Origin of the sequence: Flavobacterium zhairuonense, assembly GCF_004352915.1 — a bacterium.
GTDB classification, from domain to species: Bacteria; Bacteroidota; Bacteroidia; order Flavobacteriales; family Flavobacteriaceae; genus Flavobacterium; species Flavobacterium zhairuonense.
In genome coordinates, this window is record NZ_SJSY01000066.1 from 127,628 (window position 1) to 151,707 (window position 24,080).

The following is a 24,080-nucleotide window of genomic DNA, read 5'->3' on the forward strand; positions in this document are numbered from 1 at the left end:
TATGAAAAAAACTCTACTTTTTTTAATTTTCTTTTTAACAATCTTTACAACCTTTGCTCAAAATCCGGCAGATATTTCCCAAGTGTTTGGTAGTATTTCAGGTTTTAGTGGAGAAGTAAAAACTACTGTTATACAGCCCGACGGTAAAATAATTGTTGGAGGTCTTTTCGCTTTTCAAAATGGTTCTCAATATGGTCTTATACGCTTAAATTCTGACGGAAGTAAAGATGATTCATTTGATATAGGTAAGGGTTTTGATGACTCAGTATCTTGTATTTCACTTCAAAAGGATGGTAAAATTTTGATTGCAGGTGATTTTAAATATTTTCAAGGTAAATTTTATAGTGGAATAATTCGTTTAAATTCTGATGGTAGTGTTGATACTTCATTTAATATATTAAATGGCTTTGTTACAAATTCTTTTGAAGCCAATTGTATTAAATCTATGGTTTTACAACCTGATGGTAAAATAGTTTTAGGAGGTGGATTTTCCTATTATCAAGGCAAAAGTCAAAATTTTTTAATTCGTTTGAATAGTGACGGAAGTAAAGATAATTCTTTTATTGTCGAAAATCCGAATATTGTTGTAAATGCTATCGGATTACAATCTGATGGTAAATTAATAATAGGAGGCCAATATCTTAAAAATAAAACCCAACAGCAAGATCGATTGATTCGACTTAATATTGATGGTAGTAGAGATGTAACTTTTACTACTGCAAGTGGATTTAATAATAATATAAATGCCATCACCATTTTATCTGATAACAGAATACTTGTAGGAGGCGCATTTGGTGGTTTTTTAGCACGCTTAAGTAGTAACGGAATTAAAGACGACCTTTTTTCATCACAAGTTAATTTCTCATATAACGTGTATCCATATACTTGTAACATAAACGTAATCAAACTTCAAAGTGATGAAAAAATAATTATTGGAGGCATTTTCAGCTCTTATCAAGGATCTGCAAGAAATTATTTGACAAGAATAAATTCTGATGGTTCAATTGATAAAAATTTCAAAATTGCAGACAAATTTGATTTTCCAGATGTTAAATCAATCGCTATTCAAAATGACGGGAAAATTATTGCAGGAGGGAATTTTCCAAAATTTGAAGGCGTTACCCAAAATAGATTAATCCGTTTAAATCTTGATGGAACCAAAGACATTTCTTTTAGATTGGGTCATGGATTTGATGAACAAGTTGAATGTATTTCTCGTCAATCTGATGGTAAAATTGTTGTCGGAGGGAATTTTATATCTTACGATGAAATTCAACAAAATAAATTAATCAGATTTAATGCTGATGGAACTAAAGATAAAAACCTAAATATAGGTTCAGGATTTGGTGTATCAGCTACTTCAGGTAGTAATTGCAGAGTTTTAACCATAACTGCCCTATCGGATGGAAAACTTATCCTAGGAGGTACTTTTGGAACATATCAAGACAAAGAGTATCCCGCTTTAATTCGATTAAATTCAAATGGAACTCCAGATACTTCTTTTAACACAGGTTCTGGATTATATTCTGGTACTCTAAATCACACAACTGTTAATAGTATAAAAGTACAGTCTGATGGTAAAATATTGGTAGGTGGTTATTTTACCAGATACCACAATACAGTCTGCAGTAATCTAATTCGTCTAAATCCTAATGGATCTATAGACACGACGTTTAAATTAGGAACGGGATTTGATTCAAATGTTTTAAACATAGTTTTACAACCAGATGGGAAAATATTAGTATGTGGATATTTTAAAAAATATCAAGGTATTGAGTCAAAATATTTAATACGTTTAAATTCTGATGGAACGGTTGATAATTCTTTTAAATTACCATCTGAATTAAATATTGGATCTATAATTACAATGTGTTTACAAAATGATGGTAAAATATTAATAGGAGCTAGCGGTACGTATACCTCTTCTGGTGGTTTAATTCGTTTGAATGAAGATGGTAGTATAGATAGTTCTTTCAATAAAGTAGATTTGAATGGAACAATTAACTCTATAGTTATACAAAACGATAAAAAAATAATTGTTGGAGGTTATTTCCAAAATAAATTAGCTAGATATAATTCTGATGGAATTATAGACCAAAATTTTAATGTAGGAACGTCTTTTCAAGGTAGCGCCCCTATTATTAAATCTATGGTCCTAGAACCTAATGGGCAAATATATGTGGGAGGATGGTTTCTTGGTTACCAAGATGACAATAGATCTGCACATCTTATTAAACTTAAAGGAAATGAAGTAGTCTTATCAAACGAAGATTTTATCAAAGAAAATAAATCTTTCTCTCTATGGCCAAATCCAGTAAAAAATACATTAAATATTAACTCACTTAATGAATCTAATTACTCAGTAAAAATTTATGATTTGTTAGGAAGATTGATTTACACAAAAGAAAATGTAAATACTTCAATAGATGTAAGCTCTTTTACATCAGGTTTATATTTAATTAAAATAAAAGCCGAAAATGGAGAAGCTTCACAAAAGTTCATAAAAATATAATCCTTTGATTTAAAAAGTAAAACTCCCAAACTACGAATGTAATTTGGGAGTTTTTTATTTTTAAGATTCCAAATGTTTTGGAATTTTGAATTTTGTAAATCGTAATTTCTACAAAACCATTGTCAACTGAATTCTCTTTCTATCTTCATCAACCTCAGTAACTTTAACATCAACATGCTGATGCAATTTTACCACTTCGTTTACGTCGCTCACAAAGCCAGCTTTTAACTGAGAAATGTGAACTAAACCACTTTCTTTGATTCCGATGTCAACAAAACAGCCAAAGTTGGTGATGTTATTAACAATTCCAGGTAAAATCATTCCAGTTTTCAAATCTTTGATTGATTTTACATTGGCATCAAATTCAAAAACCTTAGCCGATTTTCTTGGGTCCAATCCAGGCTTTTCAAGCTCTTTTATAATGTCTTTTAGCGTTAATAAACCAATTTCTGGTGTTACATACTTTTCAGGCTTAATAAGCGCTGTTTTCTCTTTATTTGCAATTAATTCATTTAAAGAAATATTCAAATCTTTCGCCATCTTCTCCACAACTGGATAAGCCTCTGGATGCACTGCCGAATTATCCAACGGATTTTTAGCATTTGTAATTCTAATAAATGCTGCTCCTTGCTGATACGCTTTATCGCCTAAACGAGGTACTTTTTTCAGTTGTTTTCTATCTTCAAAAGGTCCATTTTCAGAACGGTATTGGACGATGTTTTCAGCCAGCTTCTCTCCTATTCCACTCACGTAACTTAGTAAATGTTTACTAGCAGTGTTAATATTGATTCCAACCGAGTTCACACAACGAATAACCGTACTATCCAATTCTTCTTTCAATTTCGTCTGGTCAACATCATGTTGATACTGCCCTACTCCAATCGCTTTTGGGTCGATTTTTACCAATTCGGCCAAAGGATCTGAAAGTCGTCTTCCAATAGAAACCGAACCACGAACAGTTACATCATAATTCGGAAATTCTTCCCTCGCAATTTTTGAAGCTGAATATACCGAAGCTCCAGCCTCCGAAACCACAAAAACCTGAATTGGTTTGTCGAACGCGATTTTTTTGATGAAAAATTCAGTTTCTCTTGAAGCCGTTCCGTTTCCAATAGAAATCGCATCAATCTGATACGCATTTACCATTGAACGGATTTTTTTAATTGCCATAGTTTCCTCGTTTTGAGGAGCATGCGGATAAATGGTTTCGTTGTATAATAAATCTCCTTTTTCGTCCAGACAAACTACTTTACAACCGCTTCTAAATCCAGGATCGATTGCTAAAATACGTTTTTCTCCTAATGGCGGAGCTAATAACAACTGACCTAAATTGTTAGCAAAAACCTGAATCGAGTTAGCATCAGCTTTGGCTTTTGCTTCTTGTAAAGTCTCGTTTCCAATTGCAGGATTTAATAATCGTTTATAACTATCTTCAATCGCCAACTGTAAATGCGAAGTTGAATTGTTTTGTTTTTTAATGATAATTTCGTCAATAACATCGTAAGCATCGTCGATATCAACATCTATTTTCATTTTGATAAAGCCTTCGTTTTCTGCACGTAACATTGCCAATAAACGGTGTGCAGGCGCTTTTGTCAAAGGTTCTTCCCAATCAAAATACTGATTGAATTTTTGCGCTCCTTCTTCTTCCGCTTTCTTTTTAACCACTTTTGTCGCAATGGTTGCTTTTCGCTGAAACAATCTTCTTAATTGTTTACGAACATAGATATTTTCGTTAATCCATTCGGCAACAATATCTCTTGCGCCTTGAATGGCAGCTTCTTCATTAATAACATTTTCATTTAAATACTGCGTCGAAATGAAATCAAAATCAACATCGCTTTCTGACATTATTAATTTTGCTAATGGCTCTAATCCGAATTCGCGCGCCACATCGGCTTTTGTTTTTTTCTTCTTTTTGTAAGGAAGATAAAAATCTTCAATTTCTTGTAAATCAAAACTGTCTTCAATTTTTTTCTTCAAATCTGGCGTAAGTGCTTTCTGCTCTTCTATCGATTTTAAAACCGCTTCTTTACGTTTAATCAACGTATCGTATTCTTTCTGCAGTTTCGCAATCTGTTCAATTACAGTTTCATCAAGGTTTCCGGTAGCGTCTTTTCGGTATCGCGAAATAAACGGAATCGTACAGTCTTCCTCTAATAATTTTACTGTGTTTTGAATACTTACTGCAGGCGCCTGAACAGATTTGGCAATGAATTGAATATTAGTCATACTTTTAATGAAATAAATTCTTAATTATAAATTAGTATAATTTACTTGTTAAAACACACAAGAGAAATCACTAATCATTCGGCTAAAATAATATCTTTGTTTTTAATTTTAAGCCAATGGAAATTTTTTTACTCTATTTTTTATTTATAAATATAATCGTTTTTATTCTTGCGGGATATGATAAATACCAAGCCAAAAGAAACAAACGAAGAATTCCCGAAAATACACTTTTTTTGCTCGAAGCAATTGGCGGAACTTTAGGTTTATTAACAGCAATGTTAATCTTTAGACATAAAACGAGTAAAACTTCATTTATTGTCAAATTCCTAATCATTTTTTTGATTCAAGCAGTACTGATTTACCTTAAATTAAGTCATAAAATATAGATATTAACATTGTTGATAACCCCAAAAATTAACATTTAATTAACTTAAAATCAATAATTTAAAACAAAAAAACCGGAAAGATTTTAAAAATCCGCCCGGTGTGTTCTTATATTTGGTGCGAAGCACCGAATTTTTTTTTTGACTTTTTATGCGCAAGCAATTTTATTCACTCTATTTTGGTGTCTTCCACCTTCAAAAGCTGTATCAAGGAAAGTTTCAACGATTTCAACAGCTTGATGAATAGAAGTAAACCTTGCTGGAATACTCACAATGTTTGCATCATTGTGTAAACGTGTTAAATACGCAATTTCTTTAGTCCAGCACAAACCAGCTCTCACTTTCGGGTGTTTATTAACAGTCATCGCAATTCCGTTTCCGCTTCCGCAGATTACAATTCCAAAATCAGCTTTTCCTTCAGATATATCATTGGCAACAGGATGTCCAAAATCTGGATAATCTACAGAAGCATCTGTATCTGTACCATAATTAGTTACTTCGTATCCTCTTGCTTTAAGCATTTCAACAATTGCTTTTTTATATTCTGGACCTGCGTGATCGTTTCCTATCGAAATTTTCATTTTTCTATACTATTTAGTTGTGTCATGCAAATTTACTCAATTAATAAATGGTTGCCACGAATTACACCAATTTTCACAAATTTTTTTCTTTATACGTACTATATCAACAAAGCAATTTATAATTAGTATACATTCGTAAAAGTCATGACTAAAACTCTCATTCCACAACTATCTTACGCTCAAAAACTTATAGGTTATTAACAATTTTGATAACTCTATAAGTATCTCATAATCAATAAATAATATTCAGAATATTTGTTAAAATTTTGAGGTGTTAATAGGAGTTTGTAATTGCTTGATATTCAATTAACTTTAAGTTAACAGAAAATGTTAATAAGTTCGAAAAGAAAATTAGAAGTTTTTTTTGGTTGTTTTGAAAAATTTCATAATCCAAAAGTGAAATTAAATATGCAAGAAAAGTTTCGTGAATTTTTGGAAAAGTTATCAATATCAAAAATACCATTTTCAACAGAAATCAACATATCAACTTATCTACAAAATTAATCGAAATTTGGTTGTCAACCGTTGTTAATTAAAATATAAAAAGTCTTATAAATAAGTAATTTAACTAAAAATAACTATGTTGATAACTCAGAATAAATAAGTAAAACGAGATTTCAATGACTTCAAAAAAAAAATTATTCGACATATTAACAAGCTATAATAACAACCAAATTTTTTTAAATTTTAAAAATTCTTTTTTGTTGTATTTAATATATGTTGAAAACTAAAAAAGTTGAAATTGAAAAAATTTTATTTGAGTTTGAATTTTATTCTGATTGGAATTGATTTTTGAATTTTTCTTTCAGACGATTTTCAAAGGATTGTTGAGATTGTCCAAGATTTCTTGAACTTGCTCGAAATCGTCTGGATGGACTTTCAAGCGAATGCCACCCAGCGCCGCTGAATACATTGGAGCTACGGAAAGCGTGATTTCGTTTTCGAAAAAATAGGGAATTTCTTCCTGCTCCAGTAAGTGTTTGAGAATTACGGTTTCGTGCAGATAATTGAATACGGCGATGGTCTTAAAGCTTTCCATATTAGGTCTTTTTGTAAATGTACGAAAAGTTATATTTTTAATAATTCTAATTGTTAAAATCTATATTCTGATATCTTATTTGTAATTTTAAACCTTATAAGAAAAGATATATGAGTAAGAAAATTAGAAAGCCGATAAAAAAAGAGAAAGATTTCTCTAGTAAGATAGTAAAAATTTTATCGCAAAGTGCTAATAAAACATTCAATTATAAACAAATAGCAGCAAAGTTAGAACTTGATGACACAAAAAGCAGAAATCAAATTATTAAAGATTTGAAAATTCTAGCTTCGCAAAAGAAGATTATCGAAACAGAACCTGGAAAATATTTAGTCAAAGCTGAAAGCCAGGACTACTATGAAGGAACAATAGATATGACGAGCAGAAAAACGGCATATTTTATTTGTGACGAATTTGAAGAAGATGTTTTTATTCCGACAAATAACCTGAATCGAGCTTTAGATAAAGACAAAGTAAAGGTTTATGTTTATAACCGAAGAAAAGGAAAAAGACCTGAAGGTGAAGTAATTGAAGTTCTTGAAAGAGATAAAACAGAATTTGTTGGAGTAATTGATATTCAGGCTAATTTTGCTTTTGTTTCTACTGCAAATCCTAAAATGTATACCGATATTTTTATCCCTAAAGATAAAATTGGAGAAGCTGAAAATGGTGACGTTGTTTTAGTTAAGATTGAAGATTGGCCAAAACGAGCTGATAGTCCATTTGGATCCGTAATTCGAGTTTTAGGAAAACCTGGAGAACATAATACTGAAATTCATGCTATTTTGGCTGAATATGGTTTGCCAGCAGATTTCCCTGTAGAAGTAGAAGTTTTTGCACAAAAACTAGATACTTCGATTCAGGAATCTGAGATTGCAAAGCGTCGTGATATGCGTGATACGCTTACGTTTACGATTGATCCAAAAGATGCAAAAGATTTTGATGATGCCTTGTCTTTCAAAAAGTTAGAGAATGGAAACTTTGAAATTGGAATTCATATTGCCGATGTTTCGTATTATTTAGAAGAAGGAACAATTCTGGATGATGAAGCCTATCAAAGAGCAACTTCGGTTTATTTGGTTGATAGAGTAGTGCCAATGCTTCCGGAAGTTTTGTCTAACTTTGCCTGTTCGCTTCGTCCAAATGAGGAGAAATATACATTCTCTGCAATATTTGAAGTTTCTCCAACAGCTCAGGTTGTTAATCAATGGTTTGGAAGAACAGTAATTTATTCAGATCAGCGTTTTGCTTACGAAGAGGCTCAGCATATTATTGAAACAAAAGGAAATAACACGATTCCTGTTGATATTTCTATTACTGGAGAATCTTATGTGGTTTCAGATGAAATTGTGGAAGCTACTTTAAAACTAGACGAATTAGCTAAGATTTTAAGAAAGAAAAGAATGCAGCAAGGCGCTATTTCTTTTGATAAAGTTGAAGTGAAATTTAATCTTAATGAAGAAGGAGAACCAGAAGGAGTATACTTCAAAATCTCAAAAGATGCCAATCATTTGATTGAAGAATTTATGCTTTTGGCTAATAGAAAAGTAGCTGAATATATTGGAAAACAAAAGAAAACCTTTGTTTACCGTATTCATGATGAACCAAATGAAGATAAGTTAATTGCAATGCAAACTGTTATTGCTAAATTTGGTTACAAAATTGATTTTAGAACAAAAGATGATATAGCGAAATCAATAAATGCTTTAATGGAAGAAGTAAACGGTAAGAAAGAACAAAATCTTATTGATACGCTTGCGATTAGAAGTATGAGCAAAGCCAAATATTCGACTGATAATATTGGTCATTATGGTTTGGCATTTGATTATTACAGCCATTTTACATCGCCAATTCGCCGTTATCCAGACGTAATGGTACACCGTTTGTTGCAATATTATTTGGATGGAGGAGCTTCTGTAGATGAAGAAACATACGAAACCAAATGTCTGCATTGTTCAAATATGGAAAATTTGGCAACAAATGCAGAACGCGACAGCATTAAATACATGCAGGTTAAATACATGCAGGATCATCAGGACGAAGAATTCCTTGGCGTTATTTCTGGTGTTACCGAATGGGGAATTTATGTTGAAATCGTTTCTAATAAATGCGAAGGAATGGTAAGAATCAGAGAGATAAAAGAAGATTACTATACTTTTGACGAAAGGCAATATGCATTGGTTGGAGCAACTTCTAACCGTTTATTGCAGTTAGGAGACGAAATTTATGTGAAAGTAAAAAATGCCGACTTGGTGAAAAAACAACTTGATTTTCATTTTTTAAGACGAGCAGAATAAATATTAATTTAAAAATAAAAGTATGAAAAAGCTAATTATAGGAGCAGCAATTTTATTTGTACAAATGTCTTTTGGTCAGGTTACCAAAGAGTTAGGAGATTTTGATACCGTTAAGGTCTTCGATAAATTAAGCGTAAAAGTAGTTCAGGCATCTGAGAATAGAATTGTGATTAAAGGCGCAAGAGAAGCAGAAGTTGAAGTTGTGAACAAAAATGGTATTTTGAAATTGCGAATGCCTTTTCCAAAACTTTTATCAGGAAATGATTTGAGTATTACTTTGTATTACAAACATATAGAACTTATAGATGTAAATGAAGGAGCAACAGTAACTAGTAACGAAGCTATCAAGGCAACTTCTTTCAAAGTAAGTGCACAAGAAGGCGGCATTATAAATGTTGATTTGGATGTTGATAAACTCAAAGTAAGTTCAGTATCAGGAGGTTCCATTACATTAGCTGGAAAAGCTGCAAATCAAGATGCAAGTTTAGGAGCTGGAGGTTATTTATTGGCAAGTAAATTAGTAACGTCTCAGACTACTGTAAGCGTTTCTGCGGGCGGAAAAGCCGATGTTAATGCTTCAACCCTTGTTGATGCAAAAGTGAGCGCAGGAGGCTCTATTTACATTTATGGAAAACCAAAACAAATTAACCAAAAAACAGTTTTTGGTGGTAAAATCGAAGAAGTAAAATAATTTTTGATGATAAATGATATTCTGGCTGGACTGCCATGGGGACTTGTATTAAGTTTTATGGTAGGTCCAGTATTTTTTGTTTTGTTAGAAACCAGTATTACAAAAGGATTTAGAGCAGCTATAGCTTTTGATTTTGGAGTTGTATTAGGTGATGTTTTTTTTATTGCTATTGCATATTTAGGAAGTTACAGACTGATTTCCAGTCTAAAAGATGATCCAGCTCTTTTTATTTTTGGAGGAATTATTATGCTTTCTTATGGTATTATTTCATTTGTAAAACTAAAGAAAGAAGAAAAGATAAACGATGAAGAAATTGACCGCGACATTTTAAAAAGAAATTATGGAAGTTTGTTTGTAAAAGGTTTTTTACTGAATGTTATTAACATTGGTGTTCTTGGTTTTTGGCTTGCCGTAATTATTTCTGTAGGACCAAAATTAGATATGCAAACGTCAAGAATGATGACCTTTTTTACTTCAGTAATTATCACCTATTTATTAATTGATTGTGGTAAAATTTTATTAGCCAAACAGTTAAAATCAAAAATGACGCCAACTAATATTCTTAAAATTAAAAAAGGAATTAGCATTGTTTTAATGGTTTTCGGATTTGCTTTAGTAATCCAAGGCTGGTTTCCAAAAGAGAAAGAAATGGTTAAAAATGCTTTTGAAAAGATGGATAAGTAGTTTATTATCATATGAAAATAAGACTTTTATTTTTACTTTTTTGTTTTTCTTTATCAATTACGGCTCAAAAAGACTCTACAATTGTTAGTAAGTCTAATATAGCCGTAGTTTCTGCCGATAAATTAAATGTTGTTTATAGAGGAGTTTTGAACCCAATTTCAATTTCGGTTCCAAATTGTAAATCGTTTATTGCAACTGGTTCAGGATTAAATAAAATTTCAGAAGGAAAATATACATTAGCATCTGGCTCAGGTCTTTTTTCAGTAATTAAACTAGATATTGAATTGAATAATGGTTCTAAAATTACAGAGGAGCATAAATTTAGAATTAAAGGTCTTAAGTACATTTTCGCAAAGATTAACGATAGAAATAATTGTGAAAAATGTATTTTAGAAATGACAAAAGAAGAACTTTATAACTCTAAAATTCAATATAGTACGCCTGATAATTTTCTTTTTGATGTTAATCTTTCTCAATACAAAATAAATAGTTTTATTATAAAATTTAATAAAAATAAAAAGATTATTATTAATGGAAATGACTTTAATAGTGATGTTAATAGCAGTATTAAAAAGTTAAAAAAAGGTTCTATTTTCGTAATTGATGATATTAGTTATTCTTTTCCCGGTTCTGAAAATTATCTTCTACCCAGACTTGTTCCAATTAAAATTATGATTGTAGAAAAAGAAGAACAAGAAAATTATTATGAAAGTAAAGAGTTTATTAGAGATAGTATTCGCAGAATGAAAAGTAAATAAATAATTAAAACCTCTGAATTTCAGAGGTTTTTTTATGTTTATAATGTGCGATGGAACTTTGTCAAAGTTTTAAACTTTGACAAAGTTCAATACTAAGTTTTCGAAAGAAAAAGACAAAAAAAAACCTCTAAATTTCTTTAGAGGTTTTTGAGGCATCGTCCGGATTCGAACCGGAGTAGGAGCTTTTGCAGAGCCCAGCCTAGCCGCTCGGCCACGACGCCATTGCTTGAACGGATGGCAAAAGTAACTAAAATCTTTAAAATTCAAAAGTTTCGAATAAACTATTTTGAAAAAATGCCGTTTTAGTTTTTAAAATCACTTTCTAATTTCTGTCATTTTTATAGTAACTGACTCAACATCACCACCAATAGGAGGATTTATTTTAGAAACCCAAACTGTTGTTTTTTCTACACTTTTTATCTCTGCAAGCACTCGAATATTGATTCTTTTGGCTACATGTTCTAATAAATGCGAACGAATTGCCATTTCTTCTGTCACAATTTTGTTCAAATGAACATAATCAACAGTGTCTAAAAGATGATCTGTTTCTGCTGATTTCTGTAAATTGGTTTTAATTTTTAGATCTACGGTATAATCAGATCCAATTTTTCCTTCTTCAATTAAACATCCGTGATAAGAAAAAGTACGAATGTTTTTAAGTTTAATAACTCCCATTTTTATAATTTTATTCTTGTAGTATTTGGATCTTGGTAATTGGATGTTACAGCGTATACGATAACTATTTTGTTGACTTCATCAACTGTAAAATGAATAGTGTAAGGAAATTTCTTCAAAGGTAGAGTTCGAACAGTATTGTATTTTTCTTCAAAAAAAGGAAAAGTATGTAAAGTTTCTACGTATTCTTGATACTCATTGAAGAATTTTGTTCCTAAACCATCAGAAAGAGATTCATAATACTCAGCAATTTCATCTACTTCTAATTCAGCTCTTAAAAGAATATTTATTTCGAACATTACTTTTTATTCCATTTAGCATTGAGTCTTTTTTTAGACTCTTCCCAACTTATAAAATCCTCTGGCTTAGCATTCTTCATACGTTCTAAAACCATTTCTTGCTGCCATAGCGGAATTTCATTCTCAATATTTTCATTTATAGAAACATCTGGAATATGTTTAAAAAAACTAATAAAAGTTTCGTAAAAATCGTCTGGAATTGTAACAGTTAATTGTCTCATAATTCTGAATATTTGTACAAAAGTACTAAATAAATTAATCTTAGGTTTTAGCTTTAACGTTTCATGTTTTCAGTAAGTTTCCAAAGAAAACCATAAACCATAAACTATAAACTATAAACTTTTTTATCTTTGCTAAAATTACTATAAAATAATGGCATCAGAAGAGAAATCACTCAATTTTATTGAACAAATCATAGAGGAAGACGTAAAATCAGGTCTTTCAAATACTAAACTTCGCTTTCGTTTTCCACCAGAACCTAATGGTTATTTACACATTGGGCACGCGAGTTCTATTGCGTTAAATTTTGGTTTAGGAATTGATTATCAATCTCCTGTGAATTTACGTTTTGATGATACAAACCCTGAAAAAGAAGAACAGGAATTTGTTGATGCTATTAAAAAAGATGTAGAATGGTTAGGATATACTTGGGCTGAAGAATGTTATGCATCAGATTATTTCCAACAATTATACGATTGGGCAGTTTTATTAATTAAGAAAGATAAAGCGTATGTTGACAGCCAATCTTCTGAAGAAATGGCGATCCAGAAAGGAACTCCAACGACTCCAGGAACTGACAGCCCATATAGAAATCGTTCTGTTGAAGAAAACTTAGATTTATTCGAAAGAATGAAAAACGGTGAATTTGAGGCTGGTACGCATATTCTTCGCGCAAAAATTGACATGAAATCAACAAACATGTTAATGCGTGATCCAATTATGTATAGAATTTTACACAAACATCACCATAGGACTGGTGATGCTTGGAAAATCTATCCAATGTACGATTGGGCGCATGGACAAAGTGATTATTTAGAACAAATTTCTCACTCATTTTGTACATTAGAATTCTTGCCTCACCGTGAATTATACGATTGGTTTTTAGATCAGATTTTAGATGAAAATAAACTACGTCCAAAGCAAAGAGAATTTGCTAGACGTAACTTATCACATACTGTTGTTAGTAAAAGAAAATTACAGCAACTAGTTAAAGAAAAGCATGTTAACGGTTGGGATGATCCAAGAATGTCAACAATTTCTGGATTAAGAAGACGTGGTTATACAGCTGCTTCATTACGTAATTTTGCTAACACAATTGGTATTGCAAAACGTGATAATTTGATTAATGTATCGGTTTTAGAATTCTGTATTCGTGAAGATTTGAACAAAATTGCACCTCGTGTAATGGCTGTTTTAGATCCTGTAAAACTGGTAATTACCAATTATCCAGAAGGAAAAGAAGAGTGGTTAGAAGCAGAAAACAATCAAGAAGATGAAAGTGCTGGTTTCAGAAAAGTGCCTTTTTCTCGTGAATTATACATTGAAAGAGAAGACTTTTTAGAGGAAGCTCCAGCTAAGTTTTTTCGTTTGACTTTAGGAAAAGAAGTTCGTCTTAAGAATGCATATATCATTAAAGGTGAATCTGTTATAAAAGATGAAAATAGAAATATTACGGAAATTCACGTAACATATGATACCGATTCTTTAAGCGGAAGCGGGACAGAAGCAAGCCAAAGAAAAGTATCTGGAACATTGCATTGGGTTTCTATCAAACATGCTTTGGAAGCAGAAGTTCGTTTGTATGATCGTTTGTTTACAGATGAAGCTCCAGACAGTTATAAAGAGAAAAATTTCTTAGATTTTGTGAATCCAAATTCATTAGAAATCGTTACTGGATATGTTGAACCAAGTTTATCAACAGCTCAAAATGAAGATAAATTTCAATTTCAACGTTTAGGATATTTTACTGTTGATAAAGATTCAACTGCTTCAAAATTAGTCTTTAACAAGACTGTTGGATTAAAAGATGCTTGGGAAGAAAAGGGTAAAAAAGAAGAAAACAGCATCAATAATTCTTTGAAAGATATCAACAAATATTTTAAAGTTGAAACTAAACCGGAAAGAATTGCAATTGAAAGTGCAATAGGGGAGAACATCAAAAATATCTCTACTTTTTCACTTTTACAAAATTCATTAAAGAAGAATATCAACAATAATAAGGCTTCGCTGTTGTTTTCTCAGTTTATTTTGAAATATTCAAACTGGAAATCTACTGATTTTGAAGAAGAAGATATCAAAAAATTATATTCAATGTCTTTAAAAAGTGAATCGACTTATGTTCGATCAAAAGCACTTTTAAATTTAAGAGATATTGAAAGTGAAAGTTTCAGAAATCAGTTTTCAGACGAAATTTCAAAATTAAATTCAAATCCTCCAAAAAATGCATCGGAGAGAGAAATTGAAATTTTATCTGAATTGGTAAAAAAATAAAATATAATTAGAATCTATTGAAAAGCGCTTTTTAAAAGCGCTTTTTTTATTATATATAAAATCTATTAATTTTAATAAAATTATAAATTTAATGGATTAAAAGTGACTTTCATAACTTAATTTTAAGCGAGTTTTAAAATTCTTTCATCTTCTGAATCGTTTTTTACAAAAAGATTCAGCAAAATGCTTTATTTTAAGTTTTACTTTTTTTAAGCTTTAATTTTATATTTTTCCGCTTTATTTTTCATTTGTTTCATTTTTCAGTTTTTTTGAAAATTTATTTTGATCGGATTTTTTATAAAATAGTAATTTTTGATTGTTTTTATAAAAATATAAATTTTATATATTATTTATATTAATAATTATATTTTTCATTTTAATAGTTCTGTTTGATTATTAATATAGATTATTGTAATAATAAAATTCATAGTTTTTATATATTAAAATTAACCTTCATAAATCGTTTTTAAGGCGTTTTTTAAATTTAAGTGATAGATAACTCATTTTTTGAATTATTGTTTATTTAGAGTCTTTATTTAACTTTTTACTGTTGTTTTTGTCAGTTTAACGGGTTGTTAACATACAATTGTTTATAAAGTTGGTATTTTTAACTCAACACTAAAAATCAGAGATGATTTTTACAAAAATTAAAATTTGCCGTTAAAGGAACGAAACTGGAATTTACTGTTTTTAAAAACTCGTAATTTTTATTGCATTAGACTTTCAATATTGATTTCTTGAAAAGACAATTTTATGTTCTCATTTTTATTGTGCTGTAATTTTGATAATATTTCGCGTAAAAGGTATTTTTCAAATTGCATCATAATGTACAAAATTCCATAACATTGAATTTGTGTGAAGCTTTAGTTTTTAAATTTCAAATCTGATCATTTTTAATTTAAATCTAATAATCATGAAAATTTTATATTTTACGCTAGCAATTTTGTTTGCAAATATTGCAATTTCTCAAACACATCAAATTACAAAACACAATGGTGAAACTCTTGATGTTAATTTCATTAAAAACGAAAATGGTTTAATTTATTATTCAACAGTTGGAAGTTCTGAAGAAGTAAAAATTAGCAAACATGCTGTTTCATCTATTACGAATAAACAAACAAAAACAACTCAAAAAATTTCTGATAAAATAGTAGTTGATTCAAAAGATGATTACAAAATGGTAACAGTTTTATCTCAAGAAAAGACAATAGGGCTGAAGCAAGCGGCTAACTTTACAGGTGTCTCGACAAGGACAAAAGGTGAACCACCAATTGCAAATCAAAACCAGACTGCAATGAGAATCAAAACTAAATCAGCTGCAAACGGTTATCCATTTGTAAGTATTATTCAAAAGGCAGATGGTAAATATGAAGCTGTAGCTTATGTGTATTAATTAGATTGTTAAATTTTTGTAAATACCAAAAATTCAGTTATTTATAGTTTAAAAAATAGTACCTTTATTCATCACTTAAATTTTAATATTATGTCTAAAAACTTAAATACTATTGCGGCAATTATTGGTGCTGCAGCGGCCGGAGCAGCTATCGGAATTTTATTTGCTCCAGATAAAGGATCAAAAACTCGTGCAAAATTAAAAGAGGGGATTGATGATGCAGCACATAATCTGAAAGATTCATTATCGGCAAGTTCAGAAGTTTTGCGCGAAAAATTTACTCATGCAAAGAAAAATCTTGACGGGACTTATGATGAATTACTTTCTAATATGAGTTATAAAACTGAAGAAGTAATTACATTTTTAGAATCTAAACTAGCTGATTTAAAAGCTCAAAACGCTAAACTTCAAAAATAAAATTATTCTAAAAACACATTACTTGATTATCTTTATGAAAAGTAATGTGTTTTTTATTTAAAATCAGAATTATGGCTTTTGAAGAATTAAAAGAAAATACTGAAAATATTCAGGATCAAGCTAAAGAATATATTGAAAGTCATTTGGCTTATTATAAACTTTGGGGTTTTAAAGTTGCAATGAAATCAACAACTTTAATCTTTAAGTTTACATTGATTTTATTGTGTTTCAGTATGGTGTTGCTTTTTGGATCTTTTGCTGCAGCGTATGCTTTTGGAACTTTATTTGGAAGCAACGCTTTGGGATTTTTGACAGTAGGAGGGATCTATCTTTTCTTTACGATCTTACTTTTCTTTGTAAAAGACAAGTTTGTGGAGGGACCAATTTTGGAGAAATTTTCAGAAATCTTTTTTAATGATTAATAATTATGGAAAAGAAAAAATACTCATCGTATGCAGAACTTGATAGAGATCTGGAAATTCTTAAATTAGAGAAAGAGATAAATTATCAGAAATTAGTTTTAAGTATTCAGAAAACTAAGGAAAGTATAACACCTCACAAAATTGTAAATGGTTTTGTTTCATCTTACACGGATTATTTTAAAAATTCGTATCCAAAAATTTTACAGTCAATAATACCTTTTGTTATCAATTGGTTTATAAATAAAAAAAGAGGCAAATGAGCCTCTTTTTTATTTTAATGTTATTTATATTAAGCCGTTTCTGTTGGCTCAGAAGTATCTGATGGATTGAAGTTTACATCTGAATTGTTTGTTTTCTTAACTTTTCTAGGTTGTCTTTTCATTTCCTCTCCAATTATATTTGAAGCTGAAAAACTAGTTACCATATTATTTAACATATCACTTGCAGCTTGTGGAGAGTTTGGCAATAATATCAAATTAGAGTTGGTATCAGCTCCAATAGCTTGCAGTGTATCGTAATGCTGCGTAATTACAATCAATGCAGATGCTTCTTGTGAATTAATTCCAACATTGTTCAAAACTTCAACACTTTCTACTAATCCACGTGCAATTTCTCTACGTTGATCAGCAATACCTTGACCTTGAAGTTTTTTACTTTCGGCTTCAGCTTTTGCTTTAGCTACAATTCTAATTCGTTGTGCTTCAGATTCAAACATTGCTGCTGTTTTTTCTCTTTCGGCAGCGTTGATTCTGTTCATTGCATTTTTTACCTGGATATCTGGATCAATATCGGTTACAAGTGTGTTGATGATATCATAACCATAAGTTGTCATCGCTTCGTTCAACTCTCGTTTTACAGCAATTGCAATATCGTCTTTACGAACAAAAACATCATCCAAAATTAATTTAGGAACTTCGGCACGAACAACGTCAAATACATAAGCAGTAATTTGATCGTGTGGATATTCTAGTTTGTAAAAAGCTTCATATACATGTTCTTGAATTACTTTGAACTGGACAGAAACTTTCATTTTGATAAAGACATTGTCTTTAGTTTGTGTTTCTATAAGAACATCTAATTGTTGAATTTTCAGATTTACACGACCTGCAATTCTATCAATTATTGGAATTTTTAATTGTAAACCCGAATTTCTAACACTTGTAAATTTTCCAAAACGTTCTACGATAACGCTTGTTTGTTGCTTCACAGTAAAGAAAGATGACAAGAAAATAAATACTCCGAAGACTATTAAAATAATAAATGCTGTACCCATGGTGATAATTAATTTAGATTTTTGATCTTGGTAAATTACGAAAATTCTTCTAAAATAAAATTTTAAAACATTAAAAAAACGCTAAGAACATTTGTTGGATGTTTCTTAGCGTTTAGTTTTTTTTACCATTAAGGCATTAAGTTAATTAAGTCAAGCTTTGTTAAGATAATTAAGCTAAGCTTTATGAACTTAAATATTTATATAATTTTACCATTAAGTAGAGCTTAATAAACTTAATATCTTAATGGTGAAATAATTTATAAAGTTGCTATTGCTTTCTGAATTCTTGAAATAGTTTCTTCTTTTCCAATGATTTCTACAATGTCAAATAGGTGAGGACCTTTCAAAGCGCCAACCAAACTCAAGCGGAAAGGTTGCATTACTTTGCCCATTCCGATTTCGTTTTTCGTTAACCAATCTTTTACGATTGCTTCGATATTGGCAGAATCAAAACCATCGATATATTCAAGAGTTGAAATCAATTCTTGCATTAAAGCCGGTGTTTCTTCCTTCCAATTTTTACTTGCTTTTTCATCGTAAGATGTTGGCGCCTGGAAAAAGAAATCGGTTAAATCCCAAAATTCAGAAACAAAATGTGCTCTTTCTTTAATCAAAGAAACAATTCTTGTAAGGTCATATTTAGAAATGTCAACACCTTTTTCAGCTAAAATAGGAGAGAAGTCTTTTGCTAAATCAGCATCATTTTGTTTGATTAGATATTGATGATTGAACCATTTATTTTTCTCCGGATCAAATTTAGCTCCAGCTTTATGAACTCGGTTTAAGTCAAAAGCTTCAACTAGTTCTTCTAAAGAAAATAATTCTTTATCTGTTCCGTCATTCCAACCTAACAAAGCAAGGAAGTTTACAACTGCTTCTGGGAAAAATCCTTTTTCTCTGTATCCAGATGAAATGCCTTCTTCTGTTTTCCATTCTAATGGAAAGACAGGAAATCCTAATTTATCTCCATCTCTTTTTGATAATTTACCGTTTCCAATTGGTTTTAAAATCAAAGGTAAATGTGCAAATTCTGGAGCATCCCAACCAAAAGCTCTGTATAATAAAACATGAAGTGGCATAGATGGAAGCCATTCTTCACCACGAATTACATGTGAAGTTTCCATCAAATGATCATCCACAATATTCGCTAAATGGTACGTTGGCATTCCGTCACTTTTAAATAAAACTTTATCATCAAGTAAGTTCGTTTCAAACTTAACATCACCACGAATAATATCTTTTAAATGTAAAGTTTCGTCAACCGGAGTTTTAAAACGAATCACATAATGTTCTCCGTTTGCAATTCTTTTAGCAACTTCTTCAGCAGAAATTACCAAAGATGTATCTAACTTTTCGCGATTATGATGATTATAAATAAATGTTTTTCCTTCAGCTTCGTGTTGTTTTCTGTGAGCGTCTAAAGCTTCCGGAGTATCAAAAGCATAATAAGCCCAACCGGAATTGATCAATTGATCAGCATAAGATTGGTATAATTCCTTACGATCACTTTGTCTGTACGGACCAAATTTTTCATTTTTACCAACAGTTTCTTCTGGAGAAATTCCTAACCATTCAAGTGCTTCCATAATATATTCTTCAGCACCGGGAACAAAACGAGTCTGATCTGTATCTTCAATTCTCAGATAGAAAACTCCGTTATGTTTTTTTGCAAATAAATAATTAAATAGGGCAGTACGAACTCCGCCAATATGTAACGGTCCAGTCGGACTTGGTGCAAAACGCACTCGAACTTGCTTTGACATTTGTATAAATTTTGTTGCAAAGATACGATATTAGTCAAAAGCCAAAAGTCGAAAGTTTGAAAGGTTTTTATGCTGTATGCTAAACTTTTGACTTTCGACTTTTGACTTTCAGACTTATCGTTATAATTAGTACTTTTATGGGTTATAATTAAAAGAGATTTTATTTTGAAAACATCATCTGCGATATATCAGAAATTAGAAGGATTTATAAAGAAATACTATATGAACGAATTGATAAAAGGAGGGCTTCTTTTTATTGGTTTCGGACTTTTGTATTTTTTATTTACACTTTTCATTGAGTATTTTCTTTGGTTGAAACCATTAGGAAGAACGCTTTTATTCTGGATATTTATTGGAGTAGAAGTTTTTCTGCTGTTTCGATTTATCTTATTTCCAATTTTTAAGTTGTTCAAACTTCAAAAAGGAATTGATTATAATCAGGCTTCGGCAATTATTGGAAATCATTTTACAGAAGTAAGTGATAAACTAACGAACTTTTTACAGCTTTCTTCAAACGAAAATTCGGCAGAAAGTTCAGAATTAATGTTGGCTTCGATTGAACAAAAAGCAAATTCATTGCAACCAATTCCATTTGGAAATGCGATCAATTTTAAATCAAATAAGAAGTATTTACCATTAGCTTTGATTCCGGTTTTATTGTTTGCTGTGTTTTTTATCTCTGGAAACAGCAATATAATTTCTCAAAGTTTTAATAGAGTAGTGCATTTTAATTCTGCATTTTTACCACCAGCTCCTTTCAAATTTGTGGTTTTAAATGACAAACTTCAGACAGAACAAAACAAAGATTTTATTGTAAAAGTAGAAACAGAAGGAAATGTTGTTCCGGAAAATGTGATGATTCATATTGGCAACGAAAGCTATTTTATGGAATCTTCGCAGACAGGAAAGTTTGAATTCAAGATTGAAAAACCAACTTCAGATGTTCAGTTTTCTTTTGAAGGAAATTCGGTTTCATCAAACGAATATGAATTAAAAGTTATTACAGTTCCGTCGATTGCCAACTTCGAAATGGTTTTGAATTTTCCATCTTATTTAAAAAAGAAATCAGAAACGATTCAGGGAACTGGAAATGCAATCGTTCCTGAAGGTACATCTGTAACATGGAAAATGTCTACAAAGTCAACTCAGGAAATTGTTTGGAAAGATGAGAACTCAGCATCTAAATTTAATAAAATAGAAGATGAATTTAAGTTATCAAAAAGTATTAATCAAAATACAGAATACCAAATTTTAACTTCAAATAATAAAGTTAAGAACTACGAAAAATTAGATTATCAGCTTTCAGTTATCAAAGATCAGCATCCAACAATCACAGTTTCGCCAGCTCCAGATAGTTTAAAATTAGACAAGAATTATGTTTTAGGAAGACTTGGAGATGACTATGGTTTGTCAAAATTACAGATTGTTTATTACGAACATGGTAAACCACAAACTGCAAAAAGAGGAACTATTCCGGTAAAGCAAACTGTGTTTGATCAGTTCGTTTTTAACTTTCCAAGTAATCTTGCAGTAGAAGAAGGAGTGTCATATGAATATTATTTTGAGGTTTTTGATAACGATGCACCACACGGATTTAAGAGTACAAAGTCTTCTACATTTTCAGATCGAGTTGCTACAACAGATGAAATTCAGGATGCCGAATTGCAACAGCAAAATGCTAATATTAATAGTTTGTCTAAATCGCTAAAGAATCAAGAAAAGCAATTTTCTGAAATGGATAAACTTAAAAATACCGGAAAAGAAAAAGATAATTTAGAGTTTAAAGATCAGCAAAAAGTAAATGATTTTATCAAACGTCAAAAGCAACAAGACGAAATGATGAAGCAGTTTGCTGAAAAAATGAATAAGAATTTAGATAAATACAACACCGATAAGAAAGATAAAACTGCCGAAGATTTACAAAAGCGTTTAGATAACGCAGAAAAAGATTTGGAGAAAAATCAGAAATTGATGGATGAACTGAAGAATCTAAATGACAAATTAAACAGCGAAGAGTTGTTTGATAAGATGGAAAAGTTCAAACAAATCAGTAAAAATCAATCTCGTAATTTAGAACAATTAGTCGAATTAACCAAGCGTTTTTATGTAGAAAAGAAAGCAGGGCAAGTTGCAGAGAAGCTAAATAAGTTAGCTGAAAAACAAGAAGAGCTTTCTAATAAAGATGCTGAAAACACAAAAGAGAAACAAGACGACATCAATAAATCATTTGATAAAATTCAGGAAGATCTTAAAGATTTGAAAGAAGAAAACAATAGTTTGAAATCTCCAATGGATATTCCGAAAGATGCTTCAAAAGAAAAAGATGTAGAGAATGATTTGAATAAAGCATCGGAAGAATTAAGTAAAAAGAATACTTCTTCGGCTAAGCCAAAACAAAAAAGTGCTTCTAAGAAAATGAAATCTATGGCGGAACAAATGAGTTCGAGTATGGAAAGCGGAGAGCAGGAACAATTGCAAGAAGATGTTGCAATGCTTCGTCAGATTCTGGATAATCTTTTAGCTTTTTCATTATCGCAGGAAGATGTAATGAAACAATTTAAATCGATGAAATTAGGTTCTTCTGCCTACACGAAGAACATTAAAATTCAACAGAATTTGAAACAACAGTTCAAGCATGTCGATGATAGTTTGTTTGCATTGTCTCTTAGAAATCCAAAAGTTGCGGAAGATGTAACTAAAGAAATTGGCAACGTACAATATAATATGGATAAAGCCATTGAAGTTTTAACGGATGTTCAAATTCCAAAAGGAGTTTCTCACCAACAATATGCTGTTTCGTCTGCAAATAAATTAGCTGATTTTTTAAGTGACCTTTTAAATAATATGCAAATGTCAATGGCTAATCCAGGAGCAGGAAAACCAAAACCAGGAGACGGGCAAGGAATGCAACTTCCAGATATTATTCAAAAGCAAAAAGGTTTGGCCGATAAAATGAAAGACGGAATGAAGTCTGGTGATAAACCAGGAACTGGTCAAGATGGAAAAAGTGGTGAATCGAAACCAGGCGAAGGAAAAGAAAATGGACAAGGTAAAGATGGTAAAAGTGGTCAAGGTAAAAACGGACAAGGAAATCAAAACGGAGGAAAAGGCAAGAATGGAAATGAAGGTGAAGATGGAGAAGGTGATGCTGAAAAGATAATGGAGATTTACAAAGAACAAGTAAAACTTCGTGAAGCATTACAAAATGAATTAGCTAAAAAAGGTTTAGATGCGCAAGGAAGAAATGCAATCGAACAAATGAAAGCTTCCGAAAAACAAATTTTAAACAAAGGATTTAAGAATGAGAACCTGCAAAGAATTTTAAATATCCAGCAAGAGTTGCTAAAATTAAACAATGCGGTTCAGCAACAAGGTCAAGATACGAAGCGTCAATCTGAAACAAATAAGGCTGAATTTTCTAATCGTGCAAATGCTTTACCAAGCCCATTAACTGATTATTTAAATAGTGTAGAAATTTTAAATAGACAATCGCTACCTTTGCGCTCGAATTTTAATCAAAAGGTTCAAGAATATTTTAATACAAAATGATAAACTTTAATTACGAAACCGAATTTTCTTTAAATAACGAACAAGCTTATACAGATTGGTTGGGCGCAGTTATTGTTTCTGAAAAGAAAAATGAAGGAGAAATAAATTATATTTTTTGTGATGATGAATACTTGCATAAAATTAATGTAGAGTATTTGAACCACGACACACTAACAGATATTATCAGTTTTGATTATACAGTTGGTAACGAATTAAACGGAGATATTTTTGTTTCTGTTGAAAGAGTAGAAGATAATGCAAAAGATTTTAATGTATCTTTTGAAGAAGAATTGAAACGTGTACTTGCACACGGTATATTACATTACTGTGGATACAAAGATAAAAGTGATGCAGATGCTGAACTTATGCGTTCAAAAGAAGATGAAAAGATTGCAATGTTTCACGTGGAACAGTAATTAAACATCTAAAAAAAAGAAATAGAATTATGTTCCACGTGAAACGTTTTATTTTTTAAGGGGTAAAAAACATGTTCCACGTGAAACATCTAAGAAAATAGACAACAGATTTATTTACATCGTTCCACGTGGAACGATGTAAAACTTAAAGCTTTTTAAAACTTTCTAATCTAAAATTGTGTTCCACGTGAAACGTTTTGGAATTTTTA

The 24,080-nt window shown here is 30.8% G+C and carries 21 protein-coding genes and 1 tRNA gene; 13 read left to right on the forward strand and 9 right to left on the reverse strand.

Translation table 11 applies throughout. The annotated features are described in order from the left end of the window. Position 1: 1 nt before the first annotated feature. Positions 2-2,512, forward strand: a complete 2,511-nt coding sequence (locus EYY60_RS04760; RefSeq protein ID WP_132988248.1) for a T9SS type A sorting domain-containing protein — start codon at positions 2-4, stop codon at positions 2,510-2,512. A 108-nt stretch (positions 2,513-2,620) separates the two neighbouring features. Here the strand turns inward: EYY60_RS04760 and EYY60_RS04765 are convergent, their stop codons facing one another. Further along, on the reverse strand, positions 2,621-4,744 hold the full coding sequence (locus tag EYY60_RS04765; RefSeq protein WP_132988249.1) for a Tex family protein: 2,124 nt from the start codon (positions 4,742-4,744) through the stop codon (positions 2,621-2,623). A gap of 116 nt (positions 4,745-4,860) precedes the next feature. Here EYY60_RS04765 and EYY60_RS04770 point away from each other — a divergent pair, with 116 nt between their 5' ends. Then, positions 4,861-5,130, forward strand: coding sequence for a DUF1294 domain-containing protein (locus tag EYY60_RS04770; protein WP_132988250.1), 270 nt, complete (start codon positions 4,861-4,863; stop codon positions 5,128-5,130). A 146-nt stretch (positions 5,131-5,276) separates the two neighbouring features. Here the strand turns inward: EYY60_RS04770 and rpiB are convergent, their stop codons facing one another. Next, complete coding sequence (gene rpiB, locus EYY60_RS04775; protein ID WP_132988251.1) at positions 5,277-5,708, reverse strand: ribose 5-phosphate isomerase B; 432 nt, start codon at positions 5,706-5,708, stop codon at positions 5,277-5,279. A gap of 805 nt (positions 5,709-6,513) precedes the next feature. After that, complete coding sequence (locus EYY60_RS04780) at positions 6,514-6,747, reverse strand: putative signal transducing protein (RefSeq protein WP_132988252.1); 234 nt, start codon at positions 6,745-6,747, stop codon at positions 6,514-6,516. A gap of 110 nt (positions 6,748-6,857) precedes the next feature. On the opposite strand from EYY60_RS04780, the gene rnr reads away from it, so the two are divergent. From rnr to EYY60_RS04800, 4 genes are read left to right on the forward strand one after another with little or no spacing between them, the layout of a single operon-like run. Beyond that, entirely contained in the window at positions 6,858-9,041 is a 2,184-nt protein-coding gene (gene rnr / locus EYY60_RS04785; RefSeq protein WP_132988253.1) for a ribonuclease R, read from the forward strand. Between the two features lie 22 nt (positions 9,042-9,063). After that, positions 9,064-9,732, forward strand: a complete 669-nt coding sequence (locus tag EYY60_RS04790; RefSeq protein ID WP_132988254.1) for a head GIN domain-containing protein — start codon at positions 9,064-9,066, stop codon at positions 9,730-9,732. Between the two features lie 6 nt (positions 9,733-9,738). Continuing rightward, the gene (locus EYY60_RS04795) at positions 9,739-10,416 is read left to right on the forward strand and encodes a LysE family translocator (RefSeq protein WP_132988255.1); all 678 of its coding nucleotides are present in this window, start codon (positions 9,739-9,741) and stop codon (positions 10,414-10,416) included. Positions 10,417-10,427: 11 nt separating this feature from the next. Then, the gene (locus EYY60_RS04800; RefSeq protein WP_132988256.1) at positions 10,428-11,174 is read left to right on the forward strand and encodes a GldM family protein; all 747 of its coding nucleotides are present in this window, start codon (positions 10,428-10,430) and stop codon (positions 11,172-11,174) included. A gap of 150 nt (positions 11,175-11,324) precedes the next feature. On the opposite strand, the gene EYY60_RS22245 is transcribed toward EYY60_RS04800, so the two are convergent. From EYY60_RS22245 to EYY60_RS04815, 4 genes are all read right to left on the reverse strand, one after another. After that, positions 11,325-11,395, reverse strand: a tRNA-Cys gene (locus tag EYY60_RS22245). A gap of 94 nt (positions 11,396-11,489) precedes the next feature. Then, complete coding sequence (gene folB / locus EYY60_RS04805; RefSeq protein ID WP_132988257.1) at positions 11,490-11,849, reverse strand: dihydroneopterin aldolase; 360 nt, start codon at positions 11,847-11,849, stop codon at positions 11,490-11,492. 2 nt (positions 11,850-11,851) lie between these two features. Then, positions 11,852-12,148, reverse strand: a complete 297-nt coding sequence (locus EYY60_RS04810) for a hypothetical protein (protein ID WP_132988258.1) — start codon at positions 12,146-12,148, stop codon at positions 11,852-11,854. Continuing rightward, positions 12,148-12,369, reverse strand: a complete 222-nt coding sequence (locus EYY60_RS04815; RefSeq protein WP_132988259.1) for a hypothetical protein — start codon at positions 12,367-12,369, stop codon at positions 12,148-12,150. The genes EYY60_RS04810 and EYY60_RS04815 overlap by 1 nt, the downstream gene beginning before the upstream one ends. Positions 12,370-12,520: 151 nt before the next feature. On the opposite strand from EYY60_RS04815, the gene EYY60_RS04820 reads away from it, so the two are divergent. The 5 genes from EYY60_RS04820 (at position 12,521) to EYY60_RS04840 (ending at position 17,130) form a co-directional block, all read left to right on the forward strand. Continuing rightward, on the forward strand, positions 12,521-14,638 hold the full coding sequence (locus EYY60_RS04820; protein ID WP_132988260.1) for a glutamine--tRNA ligase/YqeY domain fusion protein: 2,118 nt from the start codon (positions 12,521-12,523) through the stop codon (positions 14,636-14,638). Positions 14,639-15,551: 913 nt separating this feature from the next. Beyond that, positions 15,552-16,031 (forward strand): hypothetical protein, encoded by a 480-nt coding sequence (locus tag EYY60_RS04825; RefSeq protein ID WP_132988261.1) that lies wholly within the window; start codon positions 15,552-15,554, stop codon positions 16,029-16,031. A 90-nt stretch (positions 16,032-16,121) separates the two neighbouring features. Beyond that, positions 16,122-16,448, forward strand: coding sequence for a YtxH domain-containing protein (locus EYY60_RS04830; protein WP_132988262.1), 327 nt, complete (start codon positions 16,122-16,124; stop codon positions 16,446-16,448). 71 nt (positions 16,449-16,519) lie between these two features. Continuing rightward, positions 16,520-16,870, forward strand: a complete 351-nt coding sequence (locus EYY60_RS04835; protein ID WP_132988263.1) for a competence protein — start codon at positions 16,520-16,522, stop codon at positions 16,868-16,870. 5 nt (positions 16,871-16,875) lie between these two features. Beyond that, positions 16,876-17,130 carry a DUF6327 family protein gene (locus EYY60_RS04840; RefSeq protein WP_132988264.1) on the forward strand — a complete coding sequence of 85 codons (255 nt, stop codon included), beginning with the start codon at positions 16,876-16,878 and terminating at the stop codon, positions 17,128-17,130. Between the two features lie 29 nt (positions 17,131-17,159). Here the strand turns inward: EYY60_RS04840 and EYY60_RS04845 are convergent, their stop codons facing one another. Together EYY60_RS04845 and gltX are read right to left on the reverse strand one after the other, a co-directional pair. Next, entirely contained in the window at positions 17,160-18,143 is a 984-nt protein-coding gene (locus EYY60_RS04845; protein ID WP_132988265.1) for an SPFH domain-containing protein, read from the reverse strand. 257 nt (positions 18,144-18,400) lie between these two features. Then, the gene (gltX, locus tag EYY60_RS04850; protein WP_132988266.1) at positions 18,401-19,906 is read right to left on the reverse strand and encodes a glutamate--tRNA ligase; all 1,506 of its coding nucleotides are present in this window, start codon (positions 19,904-19,906) and stop codon (positions 18,401-18,403) included. A gap of 165 nt (positions 19,907-20,071) precedes the next feature. Here gltX and EYY60_RS04855 point away from each other — a divergent pair, with 165 nt between their 5' ends. Together EYY60_RS04855 and ybeY are read left to right on the forward strand one after the other, a co-directional pair. Beyond that, entirely contained in the window at positions 20,072-23,455 is a 3,384-nt protein-coding gene (locus EYY60_RS04855; RefSeq protein WP_132988267.1) for a DUF4175 family protein, read from the forward strand. Next, complete coding sequence (ybeY, locus tag EYY60_RS04860) at positions 23,452-23,871, forward strand: rRNA maturation RNase YbeY (RefSeq protein WP_132988268.1); 420 nt, start codon at positions 23,452-23,454, stop codon at positions 23,869-23,871. The genes EYY60_RS04855 and ybeY overlap by 4 nt, the downstream gene beginning before the upstream one ends. Positions 23,872-24,080: the final 209 nt, after the last annotated feature.